This window comes from Mesorhizobium sp. M7A.F.Ca.ET.027.02.1.1 (genome assembly GCF_004022985.1).
Lineage (GTDB): Bacteria > Pseudomonadota > Alphaproteobacteria > Rhizobiales > Rhizobiaceae > Mesorhizobium.
The window spans coordinates 1-11,611 of sequence record NZ_RZOL01000187.1 but is presented as its reverse complement, the minus strand read 5'-3'; the positions used below and the strand labels follow the sequence as shown (position 1 = coordinate 11,611).

Here is an 11,611-nt window from a genome sequence, read left to right as displayed (position 1 = left end):
ATGCGATGCTGCGCTATTCGCGCAACGTCGCCTTCGTCTCGCTGCTGATCTCGCTGTTCACCGCCATGCTGGTCTACGCCGCCATCGACCTGATCATGATCGGGCCGATCCGGACGATGACGCGCTCGATGCTGTCCTTCTCCGAGGCCCCCGACGATCCCGGACGGATCATCCATCCGGCTGCCCGCGCCGACGAGATCGGCGTTGCCGAGCGCGAGCTGTCGCAAATGCAGGAGCGGCTGCAAAAAATGCTCTCCGAGCAGAAGCATCTTGCCGACCTCGGCCTCGCGGTCTCCAAGATCAACCATGACATGCGCAACATCCTGGCCTCGGCGCAGCTGATGTCGGACCGCCTGCGCCAGGTCAAGGATCCGACCGTGCAGGCCTTCGCGCCGAAACTGCTGCGCGCACTCGACCGTGCCGTGTCCTATTCCGAAGGCGTGCTTCACTACGGCCGCACCCAGGAGCCGCCGCCCGCGCGCCGCCGGCTCCGGCTGCGGCAGCTGGTCGAGGATGTGCAAGGCCTGCTCGACATCGAGCAAGGCATCGAGTTCGTCAATTCGGTCGAGCCGGCCTTCGAGGTCGATGCCGATTCCGACCAGCTGTTCAGGGTGCTCACCAATCTGTGCCGAAATTCCGTGCAGGCGATGGCGGCCGACAGCGAAAACGCCCTGGTGCGCCGCCTGGCGGTTTCGGCCGTGCGTCTGGGCAGCGTCAGCCGCATCGCCGTCAGCGACACCGGACCCGGCCTGCCGCCCAAGGCGCGGGAAAACCTGTTCGCGGCGTTTCGCGGCTCGGCGCGCAGCGGCGGCACCGGCCTTGGCCTAGCGATCGCGCACGAACTGATCCGCGCGCATGGCGGCACGGTGGAACTGGTCGAGAGCATTGGCGGGCGCACCACATTCGCCGTCACCATCCCCGACCAGCCGGTCCGGCTCGACCAGGCCCGCAACAGCCTGCGCCGCCCCGCCTGACGGTTTAGAGCGCTGGGTCGCCCGGCCCTCTTGTCTTCTGGCCCGATTCTTCCAATGAGCAGGAACCGGCTCGACTTCGGACCGTTGCCAGGTGCCGGAATCTCCAGCGTTCATCGCCGGCCAAGGCACTTGTGACAAAACTTTTGCCGGATCGGCTTGCTTTTCCGAAATTCAGTCGCTAGGGAACACGTCTCGTCGCGACCGGTCGTTTACGATCGGATTGCGGGGTCATGGAAAGCATGGCCTGTTGCGCGCCCGTAGCTCAGCTGGATAGAGCACCAGACTACGAATCTGGGGGTCAGGAGTTCGAATCTCTTCGGGCGCGCCATTCCATCCAGCTGAAATTGCTTCCTTTCAGGCCTCGCCAATCAACCGCATCGGCATGATCGGGCTGGCGGTCAGCGCTGTCGCTGGGTACACGCATGAGGCACCGGTGTTGATGTTGCCGGCTCCCAACGCAAAACCTAGGGAATGACTGTCCGAAAAAGGCCGTTTTCAACTGCCGCCATTCCTCGCGTTCTCATACATGCTGATCGGCGGGATGAGGCGCGCTCTCGCTCCGGCCCTCGCCCGCACCTCGAATTTGGTGCGCTTCAACTCCGGAAGAGTCTTCTGATGCTGCAGATGATCCAGCACGGTCTTCTGCGCGACGTTGCCAAACCCCCAAAGGCGCCTGCAAGCAGGGGCCTCTGTCTTCGACATGGGCCGTCACGTTCGATCTCGGTTGCCGGCGGACGATGCCGGCGCGCTCCCGGCTCGCACCTCCTGGAGCAGCAGCAACAGGTCTGCCTTGGCCCAAAGCAGATAGCAGACAAGCAATGTCAGCGGCGCTGCGACGAGCGTCCAGGAAGCGCCCGACCATACCAGTTGCAGGGCACCGCCGCTCCCCACCGCGGCCGAGACCAGCGCCGGCAGACGGCTGGCCAGAACGGCACTCCGGAACGGATTGGGCCAGTTGGCTGGCCAGCCGGGCAACGGCTTGCCGTCCTCGAAGGCGCTGCCGAACTTGCCGAGCGCATGCAGCAAGCCCGAGGTCGCCGCAAGCACAGGTTCGCCGAACAGGAACAGGGCGATGCCGAGTCCGATCGCCCCGACCCCTGACGTCATGTCGCCAAGGCGGTTTAGGGACACGTCTGGGGACGGCTTCCTGGCCCATGCGCGGCAGTAGATCTCGCCGCTCCAGAAGAAGACCAGCGTGGCCAAGGTGAGCGACAGGGCAGCGATGCTGCCAACGAAATAATCGAGGAGCGCGGCATGGCCACTCACGGCGGAACCCGGCGGCACGTCAACGATCTGGACCATGACGCCCGTCGCCAGCCCGAGCCCATTGCCGAGATTGTAATATCCTCCGGGACCTACCATGCGTGAACGGATTGCCGCGGCGAAACGCGACAGGCCTGAAGTGTCGCCCGGCTCTCCGGCGGCATCGGGAAGGTCATGCATGATCATTGATAACGAACCCCGCGATCAGGCAGCGCACGCAGAAGACGTGCTGGATCATCTCGATCCGAGCAGCAGACAGTTGGCCCGCACCTTCGACATATCGATGTTTCGACAAAAGCTGGTGTATGTGGCGCGCGGTGAGACCAGCTTAGATCAGGCCGCGGTCGATCGGGCTTGCTTCGGTGATCGGCTCGGTCGTCATCGTGCTCTCGTCGTCTCCCGCCCTGTTCAGATTGGCGCAGTGCGGGTGAGCGTTGGCGGGGACAATCTCATAACCGGCTGCGATCAACTGGAGACTCATCTCCTCGAAGTGACGCTTCGAGCCGCTGACGATCGATTCAGGCGTGTAGTTCCAGCCGTTGCTGGCAGCATTGGCCAAGATGCTGGCATAGGCATGCATGCTGGCGATTTTCACGTTTGATTCCAGCAACTGTCGGCACCCGCTTGCGAAAGAAGGTGACGGTTGGGCGGAATAGCCCAAGGCCGTGCATGCCAGCACTATGGATACAGGACGCATGGAACCCCCTTAGCCGATTGTTTGTTGCCGTTAGGGAAGCTTGCGCCGTGCGAGCCTGCGGCGGAATCGGGCAGATGCGGTATTCGGCCTAGTGCATTTGTAGCATTCTTCTGTAGCATTCTTCGGCTACGGAGGGGTTTCCAAGGACGGGGGTCCACAATGGTGCTCGGCGCTTCGAAAGCTCAAACGCTTGTCGCTTTGTCGGGTCGTGAGCGCGAGGTCGCGGAAAAATTCGCCGCCGGCCTGACCTATCGGGAGATCGGCAAGGCGCTTTTCATTGCTCCGGCCACTGTTCGCACTCACCTTGCGACCATCTACGGAAAACTTGGGGTGCGGACCAAGATCGGGCTCGCGGCGTACTTTGCCGGCGCTTCCGGCGCCCGGCCAGGCGGGCTGTCACCCCATCAAAGCGAAAAACCGCGGCTGGCGGTGATGCCGGTCAAGGGTCAGTTCGGCAAAACAAGGACCGATGCGGATGCATTGACGCGCGCGTTGACCGCAGAGCTCGGACGCTTCTCCCAGATCGGAATCGTCGCAGCGGCCACAATGTTCGCGCTCGCGAAGCGGCATCTCACTGTCAAGGAAATCGGCAGGACCACGGGAGCCAACTATGTCCTGGAGGTCGCGGTCCATAGCCAAGACAAAGCCATGCACGCCTTCGCGCATCTCGTGGACGCCGAGGAGGAAGTCGAGGTCTGGAGCGCAAGATATGATCTCGCCCAGACGTCATCGCATGACGAATTGACAGGCGTGATCAGCGGAAATCTCTTCCAGGTGTTGATGAAGCACGCGGCAGGCCCGCCCGCCCTCGAGGAAGCAATTCAGCACCACAAGCTCTATCTGAAGGCGTTTTACCACGTCGAACGGCCGACGGCGAAAGGCATGGTCGTAGCGCGGCGTCTCTGTGAAAGGCTCCTCGCCGCCGAGCCAGAGCATGCATTGATAAGGGAGACTCTTGCCTGGGTCGATTTCCACTCCTGCTTCAACGGATGGTCCATTGAACCCATCGAGGCCTTTCGCCGGGCTGGTGATGAGGCTCGGGCCGGACTTTGTGGCCATGACCGGGAAGCATCTCTGCACAGTGCTCTCGGATTGGCCGAGACTTATCTCGGAAACTTGCAGACGGGCCTTGGCTGCCTGTGGCGGGCCATCGCACTCAATCCGAACGATGCAGAGTGTCGTACCTGGCTGGGAATTGGGCTAACTTACGCCGGAGATCTCGAAGGTGCACAGGCAGCTTTCGCGCGGGCCGACCTTCTCAGTCCGAATTATCATCCGATCTTTCTGTTCAGGGGCGATGCCGAATACGCCGGCGGGAACTATAACGCCGCGACTGCCTCGTTTGATCGATTTCTGATGGTCCTGCCTGAATACCACTGGGCACGGCTCCTGCGGGCTGCATCATACATGGGGATGGGCGATCTCGAGTCTGCGCGGAAGGACGTGTCGTTCGTCTCGCGCGAGTCGCCCAGGTTGACCGGCGAGTATGTCGATCGATTGCAGCAAGCGCGCGGTCCGGAGTTTAGAAATAACCTGTGGTCACGCCTCAGCGCAGCAGGACTGCCATGGAAGTGACCTATCGAGGATGACATTGGGCGCATAGGGTCCGGTTGCGTGTCAACTTGCGTCATGGCGGGCTCCAACCCGAACGGCGGGAACGAGTGACGGCCTGCGACTGCACGGCGGTGGCAGGATGGCTGGTCAACACCGGCCACGCAATGGACTAAGCATTCGGGCGGCGCCTACGCGGGTCACCAGGACGAAGCTCGGCAAAGCGGCGCAGAATGCTGCAGAGCAAATCTTCGCAGCGCCGTCGTCCAATCTGCGTGGTAAGACCGCGACAAGGCGGAAACCAGCGGAGCCTGATTTGACCATTCCCCATACCCGCATCAAACGCGCACTTATCACCGGCGCGGGCGCGGCCGACGGCATCGGCTTTGCCATTGCCCGGCAGCTCGGCTATGCCGACCATGCCGTTTTTCTCACCGGTGCCAGTGCGCGTGTGCTCGATCGCGCCGTTGGGCTCCGTGCAGAAGGCATCGATGCCAAGGCCGTGGTCGCCGATCTCACCATGGCAGCTGATGTCGCGCGGCTGCGGGCTGAAGTCGGCGCCGTCGACATCCTGGTCAACAATGCCGGCATGGGCTCGCTGGCATCGCCATCGGTCGACAAGGCGTTTCTCGCCATGACCGAGGCCGACTGGGATCAGGGGATCGACGTTAGCTTGAAGACGGCATTCCTCGTCACGAAGGCCTTTCTGCCGGCGATGGTCGAAGCGGGCTACGGGCGCATCGTCAATGTGGCGTCGGTCACCGGCCCGCTGGTATCTTTTGAAGGCACGGCCGCTTATTCCGCCGCCAAGGCCGGCATGGTCGGCCTGACGCGGACACTGGCGCTCGAAGTGGCCAAAAGCGGCATCACAGCCAATGCCGTGGCTCCCGGCTGGATCGAAACGGGCTCGTCGAGCGAGATGGAGCGGCAAGCCGCCCTACATACGCCGCCAGCGCGGGCCGGGCGGCCGGATGAGGTGGCCGCCGCGGTGGTATTCCTGGCCTCGGAAGGCGCCAGCTATGTCAATGGCGCGCTGCTGGTGGTCGACGGCGGCAACAGCCTTCAGGAGCGCAAGGGCTGAGAACTCTGCGACTTCGCCGGAACGACCGGTGTTCATGATCGGACAGCGGGTCCGTGCTCTCACTACATCGTGCGCCAGGGCAGCTTCTATCGTCACCGTCGACTGCTCGATCTCACTTGACCTTCCAGCTGCTGGAACCCTTAGGGTCACGCGAGGTCTTCCGGCGGGCCTTTCATCGAGAGCAAGGAGTGGAGAAATGCATCGACGCGGATTTCTGACGGCAAGCCTGGCGACGGTTCTGGCGAGCCCGCGTGCGCTGGCGCAGACGAAGATGGACGATATGTCGATGCCCGGCATGGGCGGCCATGCCGGGCACGACATGGCCGCGATGGTGCAAGACGCGGTCACCCTGCCCGAAGGCCAGGCGTTGCGCGCCCTGCAAGTGCTTGCCAACGAAGCCGACCGGCCGGGCCTGCTCAGGGCGAGGCTGACCGCGGAACCGGCCATTGCGAGGTTCGCCGAGGGGCGCGACACACCGATCCTCGCCTATAATGGCATCAGCCCGGGGCCGCTGATCGAGGCCTTCGAAGGCGACCGCGTCGAGATCACATTTGCCAACCGCATCGATAACGAGGTGAGCACCATCCACTGGCACGGCATGCCGGTGCCCGCCGACCAGGACGGCAGTCCGATGGATCCGGTTGCGGCGGGCACCGAGCGCGTTTATGCCTTCGAGCTGCCGGAAGGCTCCGCAGGCTCCTATTGGTACCACCCGCACCCGCACGGCAAGACGGCAGAGCAGGTCTATCGGGGTCTTGCCGGCGCCTTCGTCGTCAAGGCCAAGGCCGATCCCATCCCGGCCGAATATGGCGACACGGTGCTGGTGTTCACCGACCTCAGACTTGCCGCCGATGGCTCGATACCGAGCAACAGCATGAGCGATCTGATGAACGGCCGCATTGGCGACCACGTGCTGGTCAATGGCCAGAAGAATCCCAGGCTCTCGGTGGCAAAGGGCGCCAAGCGACGCCTGCGCCTCTACAACGCCACCAACGCACGGTTCCTGAAGCTTGCCTTCGACGGCGCGACGATAACAGTCATCGGAACGGATGGCGGGCTGCTCGCGGCGCCGGTGGCGGCGGACGAGATCCTGCTCAGCCCGGGCGAACGCCTCGAGTTGGTCGCATCCTTCGACAGGCCCGGCCCCATCACCCTCGATACGCTCGGCTACGACCGTGGTTGGATGGGTCCCGGCCGCCCGGCCGATGCGGGGCTGACGCTGCTGACGGTCGATGTCTCGGAGAGCGAAGCCGAGGCGGTGCCGCAGCTGCCGGCGCGGCTGCGGTCGATCGCACCGTTCGCTGACCCTGTCCTCACCCGGCGGCTCGTTTTAACGGAGACCATGGCGATGAAACCCACCGGCATGGAGATGGGTTTCCTGATCAACGGCAAGGCCTTCGACATGGAACGCGTCGACTTCGTCGCCAGGGCCGGCGAGATCGAGCTCTGGGAGATAGTCAACGAGGCCGACATGGACCATCCCTTTCACGTCCACGGTACTCAATTCCAGGTCGTCGAACATGAGCGCGACGGCGCGGTGTCCAAGCCGCCCTATCTCGCATGGAAGGACACGGTGAACGTCGCCCGCGGCGAGACGGTGCGGCTCCTGCTGCGCCAGGATAGGCCGGGGCAGCGCATGTATCACTGCCACATCCTCGAGCACGAGCAGCTCGGCATGATGGGCGTGCTCGATGTCATGGCATGAAGTTCGGCATCGCGTTCGGAGCGGTGGTGCTGGCGCTGGCCGGTTCGCTGAGCCTCTCCTCGCCGCAGGCGGTCGCCTCCAGTGATGAGATCGTGGCCGCACGCCAGGCCTCGATGAAGGTTATGGCGGCGGCAGCGAAAACCATCGCCGAGATGTTCGGCGGCAAGCGCGCCTACGACGCCGCCAGCTTCAAGGCGGCGGCGGAGGCGCTCAGCGCCCGTACCGGACCCGCCCTGATGGCTGAATTCCCGGCGGGCACGCTGGGCGCGCCGTCGGGCGCCAAAGCGGAAATCGATCAGGCGCGGCCGGAGTTCGAGGCGCTCGCCAGTCACATTGGCGAACTCGCCGATGCATTGGCAGCCAAGGCCGAAACCGCGCCTGCCCGGATCACCTCGGACATGCGCATGGGCGCGATGACGTCAATGGACGGGGGCAGTCTGCTCGGCAAGCGGCTGAAGACAACGGAGGCGGATCCGGCCGGATTGCCGGCGGAGCATCTTCTGCACCTTATCCTCCAGGATTGCTCAAGCTGCCATTCCAAGTTTCGGCAAAAGGTGAAGTGAGAACCGGCGATCACACCGCCATTTGTTGCCCTCTTGTGCAGCGATGCGGAATGCCAGGAAGGCCACCTGTATCAAGACGCCTTCGCCAGAAAATTCCGATAATCCGACTTGGCCTGCAGCAGGCGCAGCACATTGTCTCGCGAGCCGCGCACATGGGCGCGTGCCAGCGTGCCGGCTCGGGCGGCGTCGCCGGCGCAGATGGCATCGACGATCTCGGCGTGCTCGTCGCGGGCGATCTTCCATTCGTCCAGCCACAACAGTTCGGTCCAGACGTAGTGCTGGCACTTGTCGAGAATGCCGCACAGCATGTTGTGCAGCATCACGTTGCCGCTGATTTCGGCGATGACGCGGTGCAGGTCGATGCCGACTTCCAGTTCCTGGAATTTTTCCCGGTTCGTGCGTTCCGGAATGGCTGCCAGCCGTTCGCATTCGGCCAGCATGGCGCGCAGCCGCGCCTTGTCCTGTTCCGTCGCCGCCGTTGCCGCAAGTTCCGTCGCATGGCCGTCGAGCAGTTCGCGGATCTCGAAGGCCTCGCGGAACATGTTGATGTCGAACTCGGTGACGACATAGCCCTGGCGCGGCCGGCCGGTGACCAGCCCGTCACGCTCGAGGCGATTGAAAGCCTCGCGCACCGGGGTTCGGCTGACCGTCAGCTTCGCCGCGATGTCGTTTTCGGTGACGCGGGAGCCCGGCGGGATCTGGCCGGTCACGATCATCGCCTTCAGCGCGGAGTAGACCGAGTCGCGCAGCGTATTTTTGGTTTCCTTGGCCAAGCTTCCCTTCCCACTTCTCCGGCCTTTCAGCCGGAACACGCATAGCTGTAGCCGCAGTCGGCGCAATTTGCCACGCCTCCGGCGAAGCCGTCCCTCACCAACCTGGTCCGGCACGAAGCGTACATTTCGAGCGCGCCGGCGGTGTTGACAACATCGATCGCTAGGCTACACTCAAAATTGTATACAAAATAGCATGCCAAATCAAAAACAATGGGAACACCGGTTGGAGAGCCGAAAAATGAACAGAACCAGAAACGTTAGCATCGTTGCGATGGCGGGCCTCATGGCTTCGTTCGCAGCCCCCGCCATGGCGGGCGACACTATCACCGTCGCCTCATGGGGCGGCACCTACCAGGAGGCGCAGACCAAGGCGTTTTTCAAGCCGACCGCCGACGCGCTCGGCATCACCATCAAGGAAGACACCACCAACGGCCTCGACGACGTCCGGCTGCAGGTGACCGGCAATGCGGTGAAGTGGGACATCACCGAACTTGGCGCCGACGAATGTGCGCGCGGCTCGAAGGAAGGGCTGTTCGAGAAGCTCGACTACGGCATCATCGACAAGAGCGGCATCAACCCGAAGCTTGTCCACGACGACTGGGTCGGCATTTCCTACACCTCGGTCGTGCTGATCTACCGGACCGACGTCTTCGGCGACAAAGGCCCGAAGACCTGGGCCGATTTCTGGAACGTGGAAAAGTTTCCGGGACGGCGCGCGCTGAGCGGCAGCCAGGCGACGGAAACGCTGAGCGTTGCCGCACTGGCCGAGGGCATTCCGATCGACAAGGTCTATCCGGTCGATATCGACGGCGCGTTGAAGTCCGTCGACAAGATCCGCGGCAATGTCGACGCTTGGTGGACCTCCGGCGCCCAGGCCATGCAGCTGGTTAAGGACGGCGAAGTCGACATGGCGAGCATCTGGAACGGCCGCGCCGGCACCTTGAAAAAGGAAGGCGCGCCGATCAGCTTTTCCTTCGACCAGGGCGTGCTGACCGCCGACTGCATGGTCATCCCCAAGGGCTCCAAGAACAAGGAAGCGGCCATGAAGGCGCTGGCGATGTTCGTCAGCCCGCAATTGCAGGCCAATCTGCCGCTCTATGTCGACAATGGCCCGGTCAACGAGAAGGCTTTCGAGACTGGCAAGATCCCGCAGGACAGGATCAAGGACATCAATTCGGCGCCCGAAAACGTCAAGAAGCAGGTGTTGCAGGATGCAGAATTCTGGCGCGACAACCTGGTCGAGGCGACGGAAAAGTTCAACAATCTGATCCAGCAATAGGCTGCGGCCGCAATCCAAACCACGGCAGGGCGACGCCTCGCCCTGCTTTCGCCGCCTCAGCCCCTGGGAGAGAAAAATCTTGTCCATTGCGCCATCCGCGTTGCCGATCGGCATGCGCGGGATCGAGAAACGATTTGGCAGCGTGCCTGTGCTGCGCGACCTCAACCTCGATGTCGAGGCTGGTGAATTCCTGACGCTGCTGGGGCCTTCCGGTTCCGGCAAGACGACGCTGCTGATGATCCTGGCCGGTTTCGTGCGGGCCAATGCCGGCTCGATCAGGGTCGGCGGCGACGAGATCATCACCACGCCGCCGCACAAGCGCAACATCGGCATGGTGTTCCAGAACTACGCGCTGTTTCCGCATATGAACGTCTTTCACAACATCGCCTTTCCGCTGAAGCAACGCGGCGTCGCGGCCGCCGAGACGGCCGAGCGTGTCGAGAAGGCACTCGATCTGGTGAAATTGCAGGGACTGGGCGAGCGCCGGGTCGACCAACTCTCCGGCGGCCAGCGCCAGCGCGTGGCGCTGGCGCGCGCCATCGTCTTCGAGCCGCGCATCGTTCTTATGGACGAACCCTTGTCGGCGCTCGACAAGGGCCTGCGCGAGCACATGCAGATCGAGCTGCGCGCCCTGCATCGGCGGCTCGGCATGACCACCGTCTATGTCACGCACGACCAGCGCGAAGCCATCACCATGTCGGACCGCATTGCTGTCATGAACGGCGGACGCATCGAACAGCTCGACAAGCCCGAAAGCCTCTACGCCAGGCCGCAAACGCAATTTGTAGCAGGCTTCATCGGCGAATCGAATTTCATTCCGGTCGAGTGCCGCAACGGCTCCGTCTGGTACGAGGACCGAAGAATCCATACGGCGGCGGCGACGCCGGCGGCAGGCCAGTACCTGATGGTGGTGCGGCCGGAAAAGCTGCGGCTCTTGGCAACCGCCGAACCGACAAGCGGCGTCAACGTGCTCAACGCGACGCTCAGTGACATCATCTATCAGGGCGACAGCTTCGTCTGCTATGCCGTGCTGCGCGACGGCCGGCAGCTGACTTTGCGCGACTATTGCCGCAGCGATGTGCTGGCGAAAATGCCGGCGCCCGGCCAGCCAGTCTCGTTCGGTCTCGATGCGCAGGACACAATCCTGGTAGCGGCAGACTGATGAGCGCGCAGACCGCCGTTATGCAGGAGAATGCCGGCCGCGCGGGCCCGGATTTGAACACGCAGGCGCTGCGCACGGACGCGCGGCGCGAGTCGTTGCGGCTGCTGGCGCTGCTGTCGCCGAGCCTGTTGCTGGTCTTCGCCATCATCATCGTGCCCATCGGCTGGCTGTTCTGGCTGTCGCTGTTCGACGAAGCGGGCGGCTTCAGCGCCGCCAATTATGCGCGATTCTTCGAGCAGGCCTCCTACATCAAGACCTTTGTCACCACCTTCAAGGTCGCCTTCATCGTCACCGGCGCCTGCGTGCTGCTTGGCTATCCCCTGGCCTACATGCTGTCGCAACTGCCGCGCCGCGCAGCGTCGATCTGCCTGATCTTCGTCATCCTGCCGTTCTGGACATCGGTCCTGGTGCGCACCTATGCCTGGCTGGTGATCCTGCAGCGCAAGGGCCTGATCAACAGCTGGCTGATCGACCTCGGTGTGATCAGCCAGCTGTTGATCAGGCCCTTGCGCTGCAGGATCACCAGCCAGGCATAGGTGCGCACCAGGACCGATGTCCAGAAC

Annotated in this window: 11 protein-coding genes and 1 tRNA gene; 9 read left to right on the top strand and 3 right to left on the bottom strand. The window is 63.3% G+C overall.

The annotated features are described in order from the left end of the window. A partial coding sequence (locus EN749_RS20165) for a HAMP domain-containing sensor histidine kinase (RefSeq protein ID WP_145990953.1) occupies positions 1-974 on the top strand: 974 nt, incomplete at its 5' end. Positions 975-1,225: 251 nt separating this feature from the next. After that, positions 1,226-1,302 (top strand) — tRNA-Arg (locus EN749_RS20160). 380 nt (positions 1,303-1,682) lie between these two features. On the opposite strand, the gene EN749_RS20155 is transcribed toward EN749_RS20160, so the two are convergent. Beyond that, the gene (locus EN749_RS20155; RefSeq protein ID WP_174800304.1) at positions 1,683-2,423 is read right to left on the bottom strand and encodes a hypothetical protein; all 741 of its coding nucleotides are present in this window, start codon (positions 2,421-2,423) and stop codon (positions 1,683-1,685) included. A 142-nt stretch (positions 2,424-2,565) separates the two neighbouring features. Further along, positions 2,566-2,832: a hypothetical protein gene (locus EN749_RS20150; protein WP_127396678.1), complete on the bottom strand. Its 267-nt coding sequence runs from the start codon at positions 2,830-2,832 to the stop codon at positions 2,566-2,568. Between the two features lie 261 nt (positions 2,833-3,093). On the opposite strand from EN749_RS20150, the gene EN749_RS20145 reads away from it, so the two are divergent. From EN749_RS20145 to EN749_RS20130, 4 genes are all read left to right on the top strand, one after another. Next, positions 3,094-4,509 carry a LuxR C-terminal-related transcriptional regulator gene (locus EN749_RS20145; protein WP_127808384.1) on the top strand — a complete coding sequence of 472 codons (1,416 nt, stop codon included), beginning with the start codon at positions 3,094-3,096 and terminating at the stop codon, positions 4,507-4,509. Positions 4,510-4,801: 292 nt separating this feature from the next. Beyond that, positions 4,802-5,566 (top strand): SDR family NAD(P)-dependent oxidoreductase, encoded by a 765-nt coding sequence (locus EN749_RS20140; protein WP_245481818.1) that lies wholly within the window; start codon positions 4,802-4,804, stop codon positions 5,564-5,566. 196 nt (positions 5,567-5,762) lie between these two features. Continuing rightward, on the top strand, positions 5,763-7,271 hold the full coding sequence (locus tag EN749_RS20135) for a multicopper oxidase family protein (RefSeq protein ID WP_127396676.1): 1,509 nt from the start codon (positions 5,763-5,765) through the stop codon (positions 7,269-7,271). A 26-nt stretch (positions 7,272-7,297) separates the two neighbouring features. Then, positions 7,298-7,834 (top strand): cytochrome c, encoded by a 537-nt coding sequence (locus EN749_RS20130; RefSeq protein WP_245481819.1) that lies wholly within the window; start codon positions 7,298-7,300, stop codon positions 7,832-7,834. A 71-nt stretch (positions 7,835-7,905) separates the two neighbouring features. Here the strand turns inward: EN749_RS20130 and EN749_RS20125 are convergent, their stop codons facing one another. After that, positions 7,906-8,607 (bottom strand): GntR family transcriptional regulator, encoded by a 702-nt coding sequence (locus tag EN749_RS20125; RefSeq protein WP_127268040.1) that lies wholly within the window; start codon positions 8,605-8,607, stop codon positions 7,906-7,908. 238 nt (positions 8,608-8,845) lie between these two features. Between EN749_RS20125 and EN749_RS20120 the strand changes: the two genes are divergently transcribed. The 3 genes from EN749_RS20120 to EN749_RS20110 all read left to right on the top strand — a co-directional run bounded on the left by EN749_RS20120 (position 8,846) and on the right by EN749_RS20110 (position 11,584). Continuing rightward, complete coding sequence (locus EN749_RS20120) at positions 8,846-9,886, top strand: ABC transporter substrate-binding protein (RefSeq protein WP_127328099.1); 1,041 nt, start codon at positions 8,846-8,848, stop codon at positions 9,884-9,886. A gap of 79 nt (positions 9,887-9,965) precedes the next feature. After that, on the top strand, positions 9,966-11,048 hold the full coding sequence (locus EN749_RS20115; protein WP_127398375.1) for an ABC transporter ATP-binding protein: 1,083 nt from the start codon (positions 9,966-9,968) through the stop codon (positions 11,046-11,048). Next, positions 11,048-11,584 carry a hypothetical protein gene (locus EN749_RS20110; protein WP_245491460.1) on the top strand — a complete coding sequence of 179 codons (537 nt, stop codon included), beginning with the start codon at positions 11,048-11,050 and terminating at the stop codon, positions 11,582-11,584. Before EN749_RS20115 ends, EN749_RS20110 begins: the two co-directional genes overlap by 1 nt. Positions 11,585-11,611: the final 27 nt, after the last annotated feature.

Coding starts and splice junctions, on each gene's coding strand:
- EN749_RS20155 (WP_174800304.1), bottom strand. CDS start 2,423: ATGATCATGCATGACCTTCCCGATGCCGCCGGAGAGCCGGGCGACACT.
- EN749_RS20145 (WP_127808384.1), top strand. CDS start 3,094: ATGGTGCTCGGCGCTTCGAAAGCTCAAACGCTTGTCGCTTTGTCGGGT.
- EN749_RS20135 (WP_127396676.1), top strand. CDS start 5,763: ATGCATCGACGCGGATTTCTGACGGCAAGCCTGGCGACGGTTCTGGCG.
- EN749_RS20120 (WP_127328099.1), top strand. CDS start 8,846: ATGAACAGAACCAGAAACGTTAGCATCGTTGCGATGGCGGGCCTCATG.
- EN749_RS20110 (WP_245491460.1), top strand. CDS start 11,048: ATGAGCGCGCAGACCGCCGTTATGCAGGAGAATGCCGGCCGCGCGGGC.